Annotated in this window: 14 protein-coding genes and 1 riboswitch; of the genes, 2 read left to right on the forward strand and 12 right to left on the reverse strand. The window is 50.7% G+C overall.

What is annotated here, in order from left to right; genetic code table 11:
• Positions 1–91: 91 nt before the first annotated feature.
• Together PGL02S_RS01080 and metE are read left to right on the forward strand one after the other, a co-directional pair.
• Positions 92–1297, forward strand: a complete 1206-nt coding sequence (locus tag PGL02S_RS01080; protein ID WP_036637360.1) for a glycoside hydrolase family 88 protein — start codon at positions 92–94, stop codon at positions 1295–1297.
• Between the two features lie 84 nt (positions 1298–1381).
• A riboswitch (cobalamin riboswitch) is annotated at positions 1382–1585 on the forward strand.
• Between the two features lie 145 nt (positions 1586–1730).
• Entirely contained in the window at positions 1731–4028 is a 2298-nt protein-coding gene (gene metE, locus PGL02S_RS01085) for a 5-methyltetrahydropteroyltriglutamate--homocysteine S-methyltransferase (protein ID WP_036637358.1), read from the forward strand.
• Between the two features lie 58 nt (positions 4029–4086).
• On the opposite strand, the gene PGL02S_RS01090 is transcribed toward metE, so the two are convergent.
• The 12 genes from PGL02S_RS01090 to purT all read right to left on the reverse strand — a co-directional run bounded on the left by PGL02S_RS01090 (position 4087) and on the right by purT (position 19430).
• Positions 4087–5232, reverse strand: a complete 1146-nt coding sequence (locus tag PGL02S_RS01090) for a sensor histidine kinase (RefSeq protein ID WP_036637356.1) — start codon at positions 5230–5232, stop codon at positions 4087–4089.
• Entirely contained in the window at positions 5229–5921 is a 693-nt protein-coding gene (locus PGL02S_RS01095; RefSeq protein WP_036637354.1) for a response regulator transcription factor, read from the reverse strand. The genes PGL02S_RS01090 and PGL02S_RS01095 overlap by 4 nt, the downstream gene beginning before the upstream one ends.
• A gap of 145 nt (positions 5922–6066) precedes the next feature.
• Complete coding sequence (locus PGL02S_RS01100) at positions 6067–6912, reverse strand: sugar phosphate isomerase/epimerase family protein (RefSeq protein ID WP_036637352.1); 846 nt, start codon at positions 6910–6912, stop codon at positions 6067–6069.
• 3 nt (positions 6913–6915) lie between these two features.
• Complete coding sequence (locus PGL02S_RS01105; RefSeq protein WP_036637349.1) at positions 6916–7989, reverse strand: Gfo/Idh/MocA family oxidoreductase; 1074 nt, start codon at positions 7987–7989, stop codon at positions 6916–6918.
• A 69-nt stretch (positions 7990–8058) separates the two neighbouring features.
• Positions 8059–9078: a galactose/methyl galactoside ABC transporter permease MglC gene (gene mglC, locus PGL02S_RS01110; protein ID WP_036637347.1), complete on the reverse strand. Its 1020-nt coding sequence runs from the start codon at positions 9076–9078 to the stop codon at positions 8059–8061.
• Positions 9075–10613: a sugar ABC transporter ATP-binding protein gene (locus PGL02S_RS01115; RefSeq protein ID WP_036637345.1), complete on the reverse strand. Its 1539-nt coding sequence runs from the start codon at positions 10611–10613 to the stop codon at positions 9075–9077. Before PGL02S_RS01115 ends, mglC begins: the two co-directional genes overlap by 4 nt.
• Before the next feature lie 95 nt (positions 10614–10708).
• A complete protein-coding gene (locus tag PGL02S_RS01120) occupies positions 10709–11734 on the reverse strand; it encodes a galactose ABC transporter substrate-binding protein (RefSeq protein ID WP_370511112.1) in 1026 nt (341 codons plus the stop codon).
• Positions 11735–11923: 189 nt separating this feature from the next.
• Positions 11924–12922 carry a substrate-binding domain-containing protein gene (locus tag PGL02S_RS01125; protein ID WP_036637341.1) on the reverse strand — a complete coding sequence of 333 codons (999 nt, stop codon included), beginning with the start codon at positions 12920–12922 and terminating at the stop codon, positions 11924–11926.
• Positions 12915–14705, reverse strand: a complete 1791-nt coding sequence (locus PGL02S_RS01130) for a cache domain-containing sensor histidine kinase (RefSeq protein ID WP_036637463.1) — start codon at positions 14703–14705, stop codon at positions 12915–12917. Before PGL02S_RS01130 ends, PGL02S_RS01125 begins: the two co-directional genes overlap by 8 nt.
• 49 nt (positions 14706–14754) lie before the next feature.
• On the reverse strand, positions 14755–16389 hold the full coding sequence (locus PGL02S_RS01135) for a response regulator (protein ID WP_036637339.1): 1635 nt from the start codon (positions 16387–16389) through the stop codon (positions 14755–14757).
• A gap of 211 nt (positions 16390–16600) precedes the next feature.
• Positions 16601–17959, reverse strand: a complete 1359-nt coding sequence (locus PGL02S_RS01140; protein WP_036637337.1) for an MATE family efflux transporter — start codon at positions 17957–17959, stop codon at positions 16601–16603.
• Between the two features lie 310 nt (positions 17960–18269).
• Entirely contained in the window at positions 18270–19430 is a 1161-nt protein-coding gene (gene purT, locus PGL02S_RS01145) for a phosphoribosylglycinamide formyltransferase 2 (RefSeq protein WP_036637335.1), read from the reverse strand.
• Positions 19431–19476 lie beyond the last annotated feature (46 nt).

The following is a 19476-nucleotide window of genomic DNA, read 5'->3' on the forward strand; positions in this document are numbered from 1 at the left end:
GTATAGAATTTATCGCCTTTCTATGGAACAATAGGTCTCAGCAGAAACGAGACATCAGCCGATCTATACCATAAGTTCTGGGAGGGTTACGATGAACGGACAACAGCAGGAAGCGATCACATCCTATTCGTTATTGTGGGAACGACTCGAGGCCAAACTATCACGCATGGCGGAGCAGCTGGCAGACAAGGTTCCCCATGCAACTAAGAACGGGATCTATGATTCCACCCGGATCGATTGGTGGACCTCCGGTTTTTGGCCGGGGATGCTGTGGATTATGTATGATATGACCAAGCAGCCGCAGTATAAGGAATGGGCTTGGGAATGGGACATTAGACTTGAGCAGGCCATTATTGCAGAGAGCAACTTTCATCATGATGTAGGCTTTCAGTTTCTGCCGACGGCCGTAATCAAACATAAGCTGACCGGGGATCAGGATGCCAGGCGCAGAGGGGTGCTGGCCGCTACCCTGCTGGCTGGAAGATACAATCCTGCGGGACGGTTTATACGTGCCTGGAATCAGGTGAAACCTACCTCCTGGAATCACGGGAATGAAGGCTGGTCCATCATTGACTCCACCATGAACCTCTCCCTCCTGTTCTGGGCCTCCGAGGAGACAGGTGATCCGAGATATGCGCATATTGCCAGAGAGCAGGCCAATACGGTAGTGGAGCATTTTATAAGACCGGACGGCTCCGTTCGGCACATTTGTCGGTTTGATCCCTTCACCGGGGAATTCATGGAAGCGCTCGGAGGACAAGGACTCGGACCCGAATCCGCCTGGAGCCGGGGCGCTGCCTGGGCCTTGCATGGCATGGCCAACACGTACCGGTATACCGGTGATATCCGATATCTGGACGCCGCGAAACGCGTGGCGCATTTCTTTATCGCGTCCCTTGAGGAGGATTCCATACCGCTCTGGGATTTTCGTGCGGCACCCGAGAGGCTGGAAACACCCGCAACAGCAGCAACCCATCAATCAGCTGAATCTCTCTTCATTGCGGCAGAACCCCGAGATACGTCAGCGGCATCCTGCGCTGCTTCGGGTTTGCTTGAGCTCGCAGATCAGGTACCGCAAACCGAAAGCGCGGTGTATCGCAGAAGTGCCTTGCGCATCATCGACTCCTTGACGACTCGTTACGCTGAATGGGATGATCCGAATTATGAAGGCATACTGAAAGAGGCAACAGGCCATCGACCTGGTGACCAAAATATCAACGTCTCCCTGATCTATGGCGATTATTATTATGTTGAGGCCGCTGCCAAGTTAATGGGGTGGAAAAACCGGATCTTCTGATCTGGTTTTTTTGCGTAAGACAACCTCCATTTAAATAGGTTGCATAATTATGGAATTTATTGTACCTTGATACTCAGCAATCAAATTTAATTAATGGGAATAGGTGCTGATGTTGAAGCCTCTTCAATTTCAGCTTAAAAGGGAAGTTTGGTGCAACACCAACGCGGTCCCGCCACTGTAACAGAGGAGTTTGCCATCGGATGATGCCACTGATCAGCTTTTGATCGGGAAGGCCATGGCAGACCTTGATTCTGGAGCCAGGAGACCTGCCTATTCTGACAACACTGCTTACCTACGGGAGATAGGGAGGTGTTAAAGATCGCAGCATCCGTATGTACACAACGGAGGCGTCTTTACCCTTGATATTTTGATCGGGGTAAAGGCGTCTTTTTTATTCAGTCATTTAAATATGTTGGTGGAGGCGAAGATATTGATGGCAAATGTTCAAAGCAGCAATCTCGGCTATCCGAGAATCGGAGCAAATCGCGAATGGAAAAAAGCATTGGAATCCTTCTGGAGCGGCAAGCTTGAGGAACACGAACTTCTATCCAAATTGGACGACATTCGGTTGGACCGTTTACGCATTCAACAGGAGAAAGACATCGACCTTATTCCGGTTCATGATTTTACAATGTACGACCATATGCTCGACATGTCGGTGATGTTTGGCTTGGTGCCACAGCGTTTCAAGTACGATGGTGGTCCTGTACCGCTGAGTGTCTACTTTGCCATGGCTCGCGGCAGTCAAGGTGCTGCTGCGTGCGAGATGACCAAATGGTTTAACACGAACTATCACTACATTGTACCGGAACTTCAGGATGCCAAACCACATCTTACGGTCAACAAGCCGCTAGAAGCTTACCGTGAAGCCAAATCCTCGCTAGGTATCGAAGGTAAACCTGTTCTTGTCGGTCCCTATACCTTCCTTAAGCTGTCTAAAGGCTACACCCCGGATCAATTCGAGTCCTTGCTGGACCAGTTCACGGATTTGTATGCGGTAATCCTGAAGGAGCTGGAGCAGGAAGGTGTTCAGTGGGTGCAGTTCGACGAACCGATTCTGGTTACTTCATTAACCAAAGATGAATTGGCGCTTGTATCATCCGTATACAAAAAACTTCATGCAGCGGCTCCGGCGATCCGGATCATGCTCCAAACCTACTTCGATTCGGTCAGCCATTATGTAGAGATCATCTCCTTGCCTGTGCAAGGCATCGGGCTTGATTTCGTACACGGCCTGGATGGTAATACCGAACAGCTTCTCAAGCACGGATTTCCTGAGGATAAGGTACTGGGGGTTGGTCTTATCGACGGGCGTAACATCTGGCGTTCAGATCTCGATGCCAAGCTGGAATTGCTGGACACCCTCTCCCAAAAGGTGAAGCCTTCTCAATATGTGATACAGCCTAGCTGCAGCCTGCTCCATGTTCCCGTATCCACAGCTCATGAGGATAAGCTGGACCCCGTTCTTCGCCAGGCGTTATCTTTTGCCAATGAGAAGCTGGACGAATTGACGCTGCTCACTAGCGCGCTCAATAATGGGATTGAATCCGTTTCCGAGCAGCTGAAAGAGCATAACCAGGCCGTAGCCGCCATGAATCAATCATCGCTGCGGAATAACGAACAAGTACAGAAAGAAACGTCCAAGGTTGTCGGATTGAATCCAACTCGAGCGCTGTCGTTTGAAGAGCGGCGCAAAGCCCAGCAGAAGAAATGGAATCTCCCGCTCCTCCCTACCACAACCATCGGAAGTTTCCCGCAGTCGACCGAAGTTCGGCAGGCCCGGAAGAACTGGAGAAGCGGCGAATGGTCTGCCGAGCAGTATGAAACCTTCCTCGCCGAGCAAACTCGCGCCTGGATTGAGATTCAAGAAGACATCGGCCTGGATGTTCTCGTTCACGGGGAGTTTGAACGGACTGATATGGTGGAATTTTTCGGAGAAAAATTGGATGGGTTTGCCTTTACAGCTAACGGCTGGGTTCAGTCCTACGGATCGCGCTGCGTCAAACCTCCCGTCATCTATGGAGACGTTGAGTTCGTGAACCCGATGACCGTGAAGGAAACCGTATATGCACAGAGCCTGACCTCGAAACCCGTCAAGGGGATGTTAACCGGACCGATCACGATCCTGAACTGGTCCTTCGTTCGCGACGACATATCAAGAGAATTGGTCGCTTATCAGATCGCCCTGGCTCTCCGACTTGAGGTTAACGCACTGGAGCAAGCAGGCATCGAGATGATCCAGGTTGACGAGCCGGCGCTTCGTGAAGGATTGCCGCTTAAGCGTGAAGATTGGCAGGCATATCTGGATTGGTCGGTGAAGGCATTCCGTCTGTCCACCTCATCCGTGAAGGATACAACCCAAATTCATACCCATATGTGCTATTGCGAATTCCATGACATTATCGATTCCATTCGCGCCCTGGATGCCGACGTGATATCCATCGAGACTTCACGGAGTCACGGCGAGCTGATCGGGAGCTTCGAGGAGCATACGTATGATCATGGCATCGGCCTTGGCGTTTACGATATTCACAGCCCGCGCGTTCCGGAAGTCGATGAGATGACCCAGATGATTAAGCGTGCGTTGTCCGTACTGGATCCCGAACTGTTCTGGATCAACCCCGACTGCGGATTGAAGACGCGCGGGCGCGATGAAACCGTAGCTGCCCTGCGCAACATGGTTGCAGCAGCTGCCCAATATCGAGAGGTATTGTCCGTTAATCAATCCTAAAGGGTTGAAGTAAGAAAACAGCAAGCGCTCTTGCTTAAAGCAGAGCGCTTGCTGTTTTTTATATAGATGACTCCTGTCTCTGTACTTCCTGTTGTTGTCTGCTGGAATCGACGGGAATTTCCTTGGGTATCCGAATATAGAAGCAGCTTCCACCTGCTTGCTCTTTCCCGCTTTCAGCCCATACGTCTCCGCCGTGAGCTGCAACAAGCTGCTTGACGATGGCAAGTCCCATTCCGCTTCCACCATTTAACCGGTTCCTTGATTTATCTCCCCGATAAAGCCTTTCGAATATATACGGCAGATCGGAAGCTGGAATGCCTTGGCCTGAATCCTCAATACGAATCTGAACCGTATTCCCTTCGTCCACGAGATCAGTCTGGACCCTCCCGCTTGCCGGTGTGTGGTGCAGTGCGTTACTGAGCACGTTGATTAAGATTTGGAGCATCCGGTCCGTATCTACTTTAGCGATTATCGGCGAATCGCCGGGTTGATGCACGTATCGCAGATCCACTTGTTTTTCATTGTACGCGGCCCTTACCACGGCTACTGCTCTCTCTATAATCTTGGCCAGATCCTGTTCCGATCGGGATAACTGAAACTCGGGTGATTCCATATTATGCAGATCTTCAAGCTCAGTAACCAGATCAATCAATCGGTCAATCTCTTCCAGGCAGGTTCGAAAGCGATCGGCTGTCGGCTCCCATATGCCGTCCTCCAGCGCACGGGTATGACTCTTCAAGGTAGTTAACGGCGTTCGCAGCTCATGGGCAATATCCTGCGTCATGTTTCTGCGAAGCTGCTCCTGCTTCTGCAGCTGTACAGCCAGCTCATTCAGCGAAGAACCGAGTCCCGCGATTTCATCGTCTCCTCGGGTATCCACCCTGATATCCAGTTTCCCTTGTGTCATCATCTCAGCTGCTTGCTTCATCTGGATTAGGGGAGCCGATATCCTTCTAGCCACATAAATACCTATGATGGAGGCCACGGCTATCGACAGCAAGCATGTCAAAATAATGGATTGCATCTGCGCCTGCTCCAGATGTTCGTTCAGCTCGTCCATTCCGTGATGCCCATTCGACTGCTGCTGGTACATGGCTATATGATAATGGTTGGTCACAATATTGGTGACGGTAAACACGATCAGAATCCCTGCGGTGATGCTGATGATAATGGCGGCAAGCCTTAGATCCAGTCGCTGCTTCAAGACACCTCACCTCCAAAGCGGTAGCCGAATCCGTAGACGGTGATGATATATTGGGGCTGTCTTGAATCAGGCTCAATCTTCTGCCGCAAATTCTTGATATGCTGATCAATAATGCGGATATCCCCGATAAAATCGTAGCCTAACACCCGGTCGACCAGTTCTTCGCGCGAAAAATTCCGCTGTGGATACTTGGCCAGCAAGAGCAGCAGTTTATATTCGCTGGGCGTCAAATTTATGACCTGTCCATCACAGGTTACCTCGTGCTTCAACGAATTGATCACAAGCCGCCCCTGGTGATATACAATTACATCTGCAAGCAGCTTGCTGTCATCCCCCCGTCTTAAGACGGCTTTGATTCTTGCCATCACCTCGCGGGGGTCAAAAGGTTTTACAATATAGTCATCCGCACCGGCGGCAAATCCGCCAATCCGGCTGCTTTGGGCCACTTTTGCCGTCAACATCATAATCGGCACTGAGCTGAACGTTCGAATTTCCTGGCATACCCGCTCACCCTCCATATCCGGCAGCATCAGATCCAATATAACAAGATCCACAGTCTGCTCACGCATGTATCCCAATGCTTCGGCACCGTTTGTCGCTTCCAGTGTCAGATAATGTTCTTTAAGCAGATAAGAAGCAAGAACTTCTCTAATATTCGGCTCATCGTCCACGACTAATATGGTCTTCATGGTTGCTTCTCCTTATCGAGTGCTTTCTCAGTACAAGTCCACTTTAACATAAAAATTCATGATAACTGAAACTTGTGAAGATCTAGTGAGGACACGCCAAAAAAGCCCATGAATACCATGGGCATGGCTACTGTAATAATCCCCCTCATCCGTTTCTTTGGACTGCAGCCATTCGGGTCCTCAGGTAGTGAACACTCTGCGGCACCTCATTTTCTGACAATCCATGAAGAATAAGCGGTCCCTTGAATTGATAATCTTGCAGCAGCCTCAAGTAAGCTCCGTAGTCCAGCTCACCAGTTCCGGCAGCCACATATTTCAGCCCGTCAGCGGTCGAATAATCCTTCGCGTGCGCGATAATGACCTCTTCGCCGAGCAGCGACAATACTTGTTCCAGAACATCGGCCAAAGGCTTCTCCTCCTCCGGCCTGAACAAATTCGCCGCATCCAGCACGACCTTTAATCGGGCTGAAGCGATGGTATCCAGCAGCTGCCTGCCTTTGACGGCATCGCTAACCACATTGGCCGGCTCAGGTTCAATAGCGAGGTCAAGCTGGAATTCCTCCGCGATATTCACGGCCTCCTGCATCGTCAGGAGCAGATCATTCCACGCTTCCGGCGTATCGTTATCCGGATGCGTTCTCCACATATTGACCGGGTCCCTTGTGCCCGTGCACAAGGTGATGACCGAAGTTCCCATGGCATGGCACATCGCGGCCAAATGACGAAACCGGCGAACATCGTTCCGCAGTTTCTGCCGATCCGGGTGAATCATGTTAAAGGTACCGGAGACTGCAGCCATATGAAGATGCCGCTTCTCACACGCTTCCCTTATATGGACCGCCATCTCCATATCCACTGCATCCGGCAGAGACGGGAGACCAGCGCATGACAGATTGAACTGTATGATATCGAGTCCACTTGCCATGACTGCATCCAAATTCCCATCCAATGTCGGACGGTCATACGTCTTGGAGAAGATGCCAAGCCTCATGCCTCATACACCTCCCGTTACATCAGCCAGCCTCACCGTCTCCTTGCTCTCCACAGATCTTGCAATCGCCGCCATCGCCCGCATGGCGGCAACGCCATCCTCCAGATTGGCCCCCTTCATGGGTGCTTGGCCCAGAATCGTATCTGCAAAGCCCTCAACCTGAAGCTTGAAAAAATGCGCGTCTTCGCCAAGCGGTCTGTGATAACAGCCGTCACGTGCCGAGAACACCTCAACATCGCTTGACTTAAAGAGCCACGGATTGTAGGTTTTGCCAAGAATGCTTCCGTGTTCGCCGTATATTTGAAAGCCTTCATGCCAGTCCATCCGCACGGCAACCGTTAAATCCAGATGTCCGATAGCACCCGAGGCATACTGAACCGTGACAAACCAGTTATATGCATCGAATTTCTGCGTGTTCCAAGCCGTAACACTGACCATCTCTCCTCCTAAAAAGCGCGCCGTATCAACCAGATGGCTGCCATGGGTGAGCATGAAGTATCGCAGTTTATCGAGCTTCGGATTGCCTTCCGGTCTCAATGCGTTCGGACTCAGCTGCACCATCGGCTGCACGTTCTCCGTGACCGTGTAACGGTAGGTGGAATCGCAATACCATGCTTTCACAGCCAGCAGTTCACCCATCTCTTGATCCATGAACTGCTTGGCGTAAGCGATTCCCGGATCAAATCGTTTCATGTTGCCGACTTGTACCACAGACCCGGAATGCTCGGCTCTACGCAGCAATTCCTCACACTCCTCTACGGTGACACCGAGAGGCTTCTCAACCAAAACATGCTTGCCTGCTTCGATGGCTTTAAGTGCAGCTTCAACATGAAACTGGTCTGCGATGCCAATGATGACCGCGTCTACATCCGGATCGGCCAGCATCTTGTCATAGTCGTTGAAGGTCTGCACAGGCTGATGGATTTCGGCCATCCGCCTGAGCAAATCCTCAGCCACATCACATATGGCGTACAGCCTTGCGTTGCGCGCTCTTCTGCAAGCTTCAAAATGCCCGTACTGCGATATGGGTCCGCAGCCCAGCACACCGATATTCAGTCGCTTCTGATCCGTAATCATGACAGCACCTCCTATAGTTGATGATTATTAAAAAAGCCGCGGGATATACTCCAGCGGCTGCATTTTCCTTTATTTTTTTGCCATATACTTTCGGATGTCAAAGGCAACCGCTGCTACAATAATAAGTCCTTTGATGATCAATTGCCAATAAGGACTCACACCGATAAAGGTCAAGCCGTAATTGATGACACCGAAGATAAGCACGCCGGCCATCACGCCCGGAACCGTGCCGATACCCCCGGCAGTGGATACGCCGCCAACCACACACGCGGCAATCGCATCCAGCTCATACATATTGCCATAGTTGTTGGTCGCGCCCCCGGTTCTGGCAGCCTCCAGCACGCCGGCAATCCCATACAGCGCCCCGGAGATGGCGTAGATCGCTATGAGATTTCGGGCCACGTTAATGCCGGATACATGCGCAGCCTGAACGTTGCCGCCAATGGCATACATATTTTTGCCGAGCCGGGTTTTATTGAATATAACCCAGCAGACAAAAGCCACAAACACGGCAATAATAACGATGTACGGAAGAGAGTATCCGCCACCGAAATCGATGTATCCACTTCCCCACACGGTAAAATCGGGCCTTAAACCGCCAATCGGCTGGGATTGGTTCGGCTCCATATCAAAATAGATGGAATTGATGCCGTAAATGCCGACCATCGTGCCGAGTGTCGCAATAAATGGCGGCACATGCAGCTTGGCTACGATAAAACCGTTAATTAAACCAACGATAAGCCCCGCCAAGATGCCGATAAGAATCGGCATGAAGACCCAAACTTGAGGGAGATCCGGAAAGAAACGGTTGGCATAGACATCCGTTTGGAGCATCGATGCCGATACAACGGCACTTAAACCTACGACCCGTCCAGCCGAGAGATCCACCCCGCCAGTAATCAGAATGAATGCCGCGCCAAGCGCGATAATTAATCGGGTAGAGGATTGCTGCAGAATATCCCTCAATGTGGAGAAGGCCAGAAAGTTGGGATCTGCTACGGCAATCCCGATCACGAGCAATATCAATACAACGAATATGGCGCGCTGCGCCAAATAATCTTTAACTTTAACGATGGCTTGCGTATTCATCGATCTTCCCCTCCTGGATCAGCTGACCGCTGCTGTGCGGCAAGCCGCATAATTTCCTCTTCGCTAGCCTCATGCCCCTCAAGAATTCCCGTCATCCGCCCTTCACTCATCACCATGATCCGGTCGGACATCCCCAGCAGCTCGGGCATTTCAGAGGAAATCATGATGATGCTCTTCCCTTGCTTGGCCAGCTGCGTAATGATGGAATAAATCTCGAATTTCGCACCGACATCGATTCCACGGGTAGGCTCATCCAGAAGCAGAATCTCAGGCTCCGTGAGCAGCCATCTTGCCAACAGCACCTTCTGCTGATTGCCGCCGGACAGATTCCGAATCTGGGTATTCACCGACGGCGTTTTGGTTCTCAGCTTCTCCACATTCCTTCGGGCATCTTCCATTCCTTTACGTTCATTTAACAGAAATGCCCAATTCTGATACCTTTGAAGATTGGCAATGACCGTATTCTCGTAAACCGAGAGAACCGGGAAAATGCCGGTTGCTCTCCGCTCTTCCGTCAAAAGTGCCATATTGTTTCTCTTGGCATCGGAAGGTGACTTGATCTTCACCTGCTTGCCGTGAATCGATATCGTTCCTGAGGCGATCGGACGAAGCCCGAACATGGCTTCAATCAGCTCCGTCCGCTGCGCACCAACCAGGCCGCCAATGCCCAGAATCTCGCCTTTTCGGAGCTCAAAGGACACATTCTGGAACGATTTCGGATTCGGGGAACTCAAATTGTGAATCTTCATCCGGGTATCTCCGGGAACATTCGTGCGTTCAGGATAACGCTCCGTCAAATCCCGCCCCACCATGCGGGTAATAATCAAATCGGTTGTCAGTTCACCTGCCTGCCAGGTACCGACATATTTGCCATCACGCATGATGGTCACATCATCGGATATCCGCAGGATTTCTTCCATCTTGTGCGATATATACACAATCGACACGCCCTGTGACCGAAGCCTGTTCATAATGCTGAACAGATGCTCCACCTCATTGCCAGTCAGAGATGAGGTCGGTTCGTCCATCACAATCACCTTGGAGTGGTAGGACACGGCCTTGACGATTTCAAGCGACTGGATCTTGGATACAGAGAGCGCACCCGTCCTTGCCTTGGGATCAACATCGATATCAAGCTCACGGAACAGCCGGAGCGTATCGATAGCCATCTGTTTCTCATTCACAAATTTGAAAGGCCAGAAACCCATCATCGGAAATCGGCCCAGCCATATATTCTCCATCACATTGCGGTGCGGCACCGGATGGAGCTCCTGATGGATCATGGATACTCCATAATTTAACGCGTCCTTGGAGCTGTTAATGGTTACCTTGCTGCCATTCAAATAAATATCGCCGGCATCCGGCTTGTAAATGCCGAACAAACACTTCATCAGCGTTGATTTGCCTGCCCCGTTCTCACCCATGAGAGCATGCACGGTGCCAGGCTTTACCTTGAATGTCACATCATTCAACGCCTGAACTCCTGGGAAAGCCTTCGATATATTCCGCATCTCCAGTACGTACGATTCTGTCATCCCTGGATACCTCCTTCGCCTGCCGGGCCAAAAAAAGCCGAATATAAAGGGACAACGCTACGAATAGCCGCTGCCCCTTTCATATAACCCTGCCATTATTTCGCGTCGGCGATATTGTCCTTCGTTATTTTTTTGTAAGCGATCCAGACATATTTGCCATCGGTAATGTCAAAGCCGGTGTTATCCTTGTTCGGCGTTTCTCCCTTGGAGAGTGCTGCAGCAATCGCTACGGAAGCTTTTCCCTGGCTCTTTGCATCGTTAAGCACCGTACCGAGAAGTGTGCCGTCTTCAAGCGCCTGGATTGCAGGGGCCGTTGCATCTACGCCGACAACAGGCATGTATTTGTCGCCGCTGAAATATCCCGCTGCCTTCAATGCTTCAATGGCTCCCAGCGCCATATCGTCATTGTTCGCGAGAACCGCTTCAATCTTGTCGCCATGGGATGCGAGGAATGCCTGCATCTTTTCCTGGCCCTTTACGCGGTCCCACATCGCGGTATCTACCGCAAGCGCTTCCACTTCGATGCCTGCATCTTGAATCGCCTGCACGGAAAATTTGGTTCGCAGCTCCGCATCCTGATGGCCCGGTTCGCCCTGCAGCAGCACATACTGAAGTTTGCCATCCCCGTTCTTGTCTGCCTTCGGATTCGCCTTCCAATAATCCACGATGAGCTGACCGGAGATTGTGCCGGATTCCTCCGCCTTCGCCCCTACGTAATACACCTTATCCCATTTGTTCATATCCTCTGCGATCGGTTCCCGGTTCAAGAAAACAACCGGTGTATTAGCCGTCTTGGCCTTATCAATAATGACGCCGGCAGCTGTCCGATCCACCGGGTTGATGATCATGGAGCTGTATTTTTTTGAAATAAACAGGTCGATTTTCTCATTCTGGGTAGGCTGCGCATTTTGACTATCCACGATATCCAGCTTAGCCACGCCATCAGCCGCGTCGGACATTGCATTACGCACACCCGTCATGAACGTATCGTCAAATTTGTAAATCGCCACCCCCACTTGGGGCGTGCCTCCGCTCGCTGCTTCACTTCCCTTGCTTTCACCGCCGGTTGAACTGCTTCCGCCGTTATTGCATGCCGCCGTGGTCAGCATCATGCCCGCCATAAGGACAAACAACCATTTTTTCTTCACCTGGGTTGACCTCCCTGATTCATTCGATGATCAGCGATGTGTACGGCCATCCATTGCCGCATTTCACTGTCTATCGCCATTATGCCGTAACGGATGGCACATTCGAATTCAAAATCCTCATGTTTTCTATCAAAATCCTCATCACTTTTTACAGTTGTGGAATTACTTCACAAATGGAAACAACACCTTCTGATTATCCATCCAGAACATGTTATCCGCATCAATGACCTTGGTTTCAAGCACGATCGGCTTGTCGTATCTGGAGCCGTCCAATACTTTCACCGCCTGTTCTACTCCCAAATAACCTGTGCTGAAGCCATTCTGTACCACCAGTTTGTGAATAACGCCATCCTGAAGAAGCTGCAGCTGCTCCAGATCGCTGCCAAATGTGACAATCTTGATCCTCCCCTGCTCCTTGCGCCGAGCAATTTCTTTGGCAGCACCTAGGGATGCCTGAATATCCAGTGCCAGAATCCCGTCGATGGAATCCCGGTCAAGTAGCTGCTTGGCTGCCTGCCAGCAAGCATCCTCACGCTTGCCGCATGCGGCGCCATCCGCAATTTGAATGCCGCTGATATTCGACAGTACTTGCTTGGCGCCTTCTTCGCGAGCAATTAAGTCCGGATCTTCCCTGTCCGATCGAAGGATGGCCACTATGCCTGCTCCTCCAAGCAGGTCTGCGAGCTGCTGCCCCGCCTGGCGTCCTGCCGCTTCGTTGTTGATTGCAATGGCGGCCATCACACCTGTATTCATGCGGGCATCATTTAATGCAATCACCGGGATCCCCGCTGCTGAAGCCTTCACGCCGAGGTCCTTCAGCACAGCTTCGGATGCCGGGTCAACCAATATGGCAGAAGTGCCTCTCTCCAATGCCTGTAGCGAGACTTGAAGCTGCTCCGCTTCGTCGTCACTTGGCTCAAGGGCGATATAATCCAGCTCAAACCTGTATTCCTTGGCAGCCGCTTCGGCACCCAAACGGATGGCATCGCCCTGTTCTTCGGCGTGTACGGGTGCTACGAGCGCAATATGCCGCAGTTCGCTCTCCTCATCCAAGGGTGGCTCTGACGAACATGAGGTTAAGAACATTAGCGATAAGAGAACCGCAATGAAACAGACGATCGGGACATGCGGTAACCGAATTGAAGTAATCCTCTTAATCATCCTCGCGCACCTCCTCGATATTATCGTGAATGACAGGAATCTGAATGCGAACGGTCGTGCCCGCTTCCAGCTCACTCTGAAACTCCAGACCATACCGATGCCCATAATACAACCGGATACGATCGTGAACATTTCGAACGGCTACACCGGAGCCGGCCGTATTGACAAATTTGGCGGGATTCTGCTCAGGCCATTCATCGTCCAAAATTCCTTCAACGACCTCGGGAGCCATCCCCACCCCGTTATCCGCAACCGTCAGTTCTAACACGTCTCCCCGTACGGCTGCCGTTACGGAAATATGTCCCTGATCCACCAAATACTCGATGCCATGCACGATAGCGTTCTCAATTAAAGGCTGAAGCACCAGCTTGAGGGTATAACAAGACTGTGACGCTTCATCGGCCTCGATTGTAAAATCAAACTTCTGTTTATATCTCATCTGTTGAATGGTCAAATAATGCCTTGCATGCTCCAGCTCTTCCTGTACGCTGATGGATGTTTTTCCTTTACTCAGGCTCAAGCGAAACAGCTTCGACAAGGAGGTAATCATCGTAATGACCTCCTCCTTCTTGCTCATGCCCACCATGCGGACAACCGAATTCAAGGTGTTATATAAAAAATGCGGGTTGATCTGCGCCTGCAATGCTTCCAGCTCATACTTGCGCTTGGATTCCTGCTCCTTCACAATCTGTTGCATCAGCTGCCTGATCTTGTCCAGCATCAGATTGAATCGGCTGGACAACTGCATGACTTCGAGCGGCCCCTGCATCGGAAGCTCTACATTGAAATCGCCCCGTTCCACCGCTTTCATGGTTCTGCCCATCCGGCGGATAGGGCGTGTAAGCATTGCGGAGAGAATCAGCGACACGACGATGGCAAGCACCAGAACGATTGCGACAACCTGAACCAGATAGCGGTTGACCTCTTCTCTCGTGGTCATGATCTCGTCCAGATAAGACACACCAACGATTTTCCAACCAATGTTAACCACCGACTTCACGGTGTTCAGCCGCTTGATCCCGTCCGATTCGTCAATGTAGCTGTCGGAGGATGTGAGCGCCCTCTCCACGCTCTCATTCCGAAGCCCCATATAGATTAACTGCTGCTGGGGATGATACACGATATTCCCGGCGCCTTCATCGATGATGTACGCATACCCCCGCTTCCCTAAACTGATACGGCTGCTAAGCTCATCAATTTTCTTGAAATTGATATCCACGAGCAGGATGACGTACATGGGCTCCCCATTATGAACGACCGTAATGCCTTTGCTCATTGTGACGACCCATTGAAACGTATTGTCGTACAGATTCTGCACATGGGGCAGCGAGAAGCTCAAATGATTCGACACCCTCATAGCCGAGTGAAACCAGCTCTGCTCCGTCACCCGGGCGCTTGGTTTGACCGGCACGGCCGGATGGTTCCGCAGCATTTCGCCCTGCGCATTGAATAATGCGATGGAGACGATATCATCCCGGCTTCGCATGATCGTATCCAGCTGTTGGGTCACCTCTTCATCGTCCCATTGCCCATCCAAGAGCATATTATCCTCGATAGCCCGGTACAGCTGCGCCATTCCATCCACATAATCCTCCAGATTATAGCTAACCTGATCGACAATCTGCTGGGCATTCAGAAATACGCTTTGCTCTGCCGAGCGTGAGAATTTGTTGAAGAGCAGCACGGCTACGACAACCACAATGAGCAGAATAAATGCGGAGAACGACCACATGATGATGGATTGTATGCTGTATGTGCGAAATCGCCTAACCCAGCGCTGCATGGCCGGCTTTGCCGAATATCGCTTGGAATACGTGATTTTCACCTGTGTCCTACCCCCTCGCTTGCGCACGGTATTCCTTGGGTGATATACCAACCTGCTTCTTGAAGCAGAAGCTGAAATAATTCGGATCGGCATAACCGACGCGCTCTGCAATCTCAAAAGCCTTCAGATCCGAAGAACGCAGAAGCTCTTTCGCCGTTTCCATGCGCAGCTGCATTAAATACTGAACATACGTCATTTTGATCTCTTTTTTGAACACGCCGCTAAAATAGCCTGTACTGATGTGCAGCTGCATGCACAGCTTCTGCAGTGAAAGCTCCGGATCCACGTAATGCTCCCGGGTATATTGAAGCGCCTTCTCCACGATGTCTTTATAGGAGTGCTGTCTGGAGCTGGAAATATGCTTGCGAATGGTCAAACTGATGTCAAGAAGCCAGACTTTGGCTTCCTCCAGTCCGGAAAATTTAAAAATTTCAGCGTGCAGCTGAAACCCTGCCCCGAACAACTCCTCCATTTCAATTCCCGATTCCTTGGCTGTTCGCAATATGGAAGTGACCACTTCCAGCAGGTAGACCTGAACCTCATGAATGGTGCAGGAGGCACCAATCAGCTCATCAAATATGTGCGAAATCGCTTCACTCAACTCTTCCGCAGTACCCAGCTTCAGATTACGAATCAGAGCCTGCTCCATCAGCTCATCCAGACGAACTCCCTCCTGCCTCGGACTCTCCACATCATCAATGAAGATGACTTTCTCGGCACCGAGAATCAGTCTGTAATCCAGCGCCAGCAGAGCATCTTGATAGGAGTGCTTGAGATCGGACAGATGCCGAACCTTGGAGCCAACGCCAATCGTAACCGACAGCTTCAAGTAGTGAAGGACGCTTTTTAATAGACGGTCCAGAGTGACCTGCAGATCGTTGAACCATGCCTCACCCTCACGCCCGTCATTCGTAGTCAATAACACAATGCTGTCCTGATAGATGAATGCGCTTCCATAAGAAAGAGGATCCATGAGTTCTTTGGCTATGTTCAACATGGCGTGCAGCATTAAATCCAAATCGCCTGAATGGCGCAGCGAGCTTGAAGAAGTCTTCTCCTTATCCTCAGCCGCCGGATACAAGGCCAATACCGACGCCAAATAGCAAGCTCCATTCGATGGAAGCCCATAGTTTCGAGTCTTCTCCTCGATAATCGTACGAGGTAATTTACGGGTGAGCAGCGATGCCAGGAACGATTCCCGAAGCAAGGGCAGACTTGTGCGGTAATGCTCCTTCAGCTGTCTTACATCCTCGCGTTCGGCAACCTCCCTATCGATTTTGTCTTTGATCTTATGCAATAGCTCCATGAAGCTGTCCGCAGAGAATGGTTTAAGCAAATATTCATCCACACGGAGCGTAATCGCTTGGCGGGCATAATCAAATTCATCGTAGCCTGTCAGTATGACAATTTTGCATAGCGGCTGATGCTCCCGAAGCCATGCGGCTAACTGAAGTCCGTCCTGAAATGGCATACTGATATCAGTAATGACAACATCCGGCTCGAGTCGCTCTGCAAGTTCCATAGCCTCTCTTCCGTTCTCTGCCGTACCCTCGATGGTGAATCCGCATGCTCCCCAGTGTATTTCCTGAACGAGCCCTTCCCGCACATCGGCTTCATCATCCACTAACAGCACTTTATACAATGCGACCCCTCCTGTTTTCGTCCGTTAATAGTCTTAATGGATCTAAAAAGATCTTACATCGCCGTCCTGCAATTTGGAATGTCTGACTTTTACGTTTTTTTCAAGCCGTTACAAAGTTACAAAAAAAGAACGAATGTGCCTCTGATCAAACAGGTGGATTCCTGTTCCTAGAGTCATCATTCGTTCTCCGTTATCCATTGAATCTTGTTCCTTAAGCATGAACCGGTATCGATGTAGATGCAGCGGGCTTGCTCAACCTCTTGATACTCATATAATAGGCGATGCCGAGCGGGATGACTGCACCTAACCATGCCAGCGGATTAGCCAGGCTTGCACCGAGGAAACCGATCTGTGCGGTCAGGAAGATGGCAGCCAGAACGCGCATGATCAGCTCCATAATGCCTGCCACCGTTGGAATAAAGCTCTGTCCCAATCCTTGGAGGGTGAAGCGGTATATAAACAACAGCGACAGGAGTAAATAGGTGCTCCCGTTCGATAAGAAGTACAGCTTGCTGAGCGATAGCAATTCCTCCTGACCCTGACCGACAAACAGACTGACCGCGGCAGGACCCGCGAATATGACCAGCAATCCCACGGCGATGCTGAACGATCCCGAGAGCCAAATGCACTGTTTAACCCCCAGCCTGATTCGATCTATTCGGTTTGCCCCATAATTCTGAGCCGCAAACGTTGCCATCGTAATGCCAAAGGAGCTCATAGGCTGGGTCGCGAGCATATCAATTTTCTGAGCTGCGGTGTATGCTGCTACGGCGGTTGCACCGAGTCCATTCAGCGTAATCTGAAGAATGATGGCTCCGATCGCAATGATGGAGGCTTGGAAGCCCATGGGAAAGCCGATCCACATATGCTGGCGGATAAATGTCCAGTCTATGGACCAATCCGCGTTCTTGAACTGCAGCAGCGGTACTTTTTTGTGAATATAGATCAGACACAGCAAGCAGGAGAACAGCTGTGATACAACCGTCGCAAGTCCTGCTCCTGCTACGCCCATCTTGAATACAAGAATAAACAGCAGATCCAGTACAATATTCAGAATGCTTGCAACCACTAAGAAGAGCAGCGGCGTTCGGCTGTCCCCTAGCGCTCTGAGCAGATTGGCCAACAAGTTGAACAGAACGGCTGCGCCAACACCCCAGTTGATAACAATCAAATAGGAGTAGGCATCATCCAATATTTCAGCCGGCGTATTCATCATCTCAAGCACCGGTCTCGTAAACATCACACTGACAACGGTTAGAAAAATGGTGAAGACAAGGCTGATCCAGATGCTCGTGCCGACACTTTTACGGATACCTGCGATATCTTTTGCACCGAAGCGCTGAGCCGTTATGATGGACAATCCTGCGGTCAAGCCTTGAGCAAAACCGATGACAAAGAACAAAATGCTGCCTGTCGAACCTACGGCTGCAAGTGCGTCCACCCCAATCGTCCGTCCCACGATGAGTGTATCTGCCATATTGTAAAATTGCTGAAAAACATTACCGATTAAGAGCGGTATCGTAAACATCACGATCAGCTTGATCGGACTTCCCTGTGTCATATCTCTCATGTTATTTCTCCTATGCCTGTAGAGCGTTCTATTTATATGTTGAAATGAATCCCGTGATAAGGCCCCAAATGATGGGATTATCGGGATGTGGACCATCGTATTCCTGTGTATCTTATCATGAACGATCGTAAATTTCTGCATATTTATTATTAATTTTTAAATTACATATACTCGTCTCGGCACCACGGCACGGCAATAGCGAAACGGATGCTCGCGGCTGCTTCCTATAGAAATAGGCCAACCGGGAAGTGCCGGTTGACCTTAGAACATGATCAAGAGGGACAAGCAAGAAAGTTTACACTTTAAGCGATTAAACTTCTTCTACAGCAAGCATCTCCCATGCTTTTTTTGCACGTGAACGTGCCTCTTCTACATGGCTGGCCGTGGACAGCGCAACCGCGACGCGTCTTCCGACCTTGGTTACAGGCTTGCCAAAAATGCGCAGCTGAGTGTTCGGAACGGCAAGTGCCCGCTCAGCACCGGTAACCGTATAATGTTCCAGCTCTTTCGGTGCTTTCAACGGCCGGCTGGCTCCAGGCGTGATCCATTCGATCTCGGGTATCGGATACCCGAGAATGGCACGTACATGAAGCGCAAATTCGGACAGGTTTTGTGTGACAAGCGTAACCAAGCCGGTATCATGCGGCCTTGGAGATACTTCACTGAAGTACACTTTGTTCTCGGTCAAGAACAGCTCTACCCCAAACAATCCGAACCCGCCAAGCTCGTCCGTAATCGCCTTTGCTATACCTTTGGCTTCCTCAATCTGCTCTTCCGACATGTTATGCGGCTGCCAGGATTCGATGTAGTCTCCACTCTCCTGGATATGCCCGATTGGCGCGCAGTAGTTTGTCCCACTCACAGAGCGAACCGTCAGAAGTGTAATCTCGGATTGAAACGTAATAAATTCCTCAATGATCACTCTCCCGTTCTGCACCCGGCCGCCTTCCATGGCAATATTCCAGCAGGACGCGATCTCATCTTCTGAGCGGCAGACACTCTGGCCTTTTCCGGAAGAGCTCATAAGCGGTTTAATGACACACGGAAATCCCATCTCCCGCACAGCCTGAACAAACTCCTCATACGTATCGGCAAACCGATAACCCGCAGTCGGCAGCCCCAGCTTCTCCGACGCCAGTCGGCGGATGCCTTCCCGATCCATCGTCAGTTTCGCGGCTCTCGCGGTAGGAATAACGCGGTATCCCTCTTCCTCCAGCTTCACAAGCTCCGACGTTGCCAGTGCTTCAATCTCGGGAACGATCAAATCCGGCTTCTCCTGCTCTATGATCTCGCGCAGCTTATCCCCATCCAGCATATCAATGACATAACTGCGATGGGCGACATGCATGGCGGGAGCATCGGCATAACGATCAACGGCGATGGTTTCAACGCCCAGTCTCTGTGCCTCGATGACAACCTCTTTTCCCAGTTCTCCTGATCCTAGCAGCAGTATTTTCTTCGTTTTCAACATCGTTGTGATATCCCCTTTTTTTCATAGTTTCAGAGATGATAGAAGT

The sequence above is a fragment of the Paenibacillus glucanolyticus NBRC 15330 genome, assembly GCF_004000885.1.
Taxonomy (GTDB): domain Bacteria; phylum Bacillota; class Bacilli; order Paenibacillales; family Paenibacillaceae; genus Paenibacillus_AQ; species Paenibacillus_AQ glucanolyticus.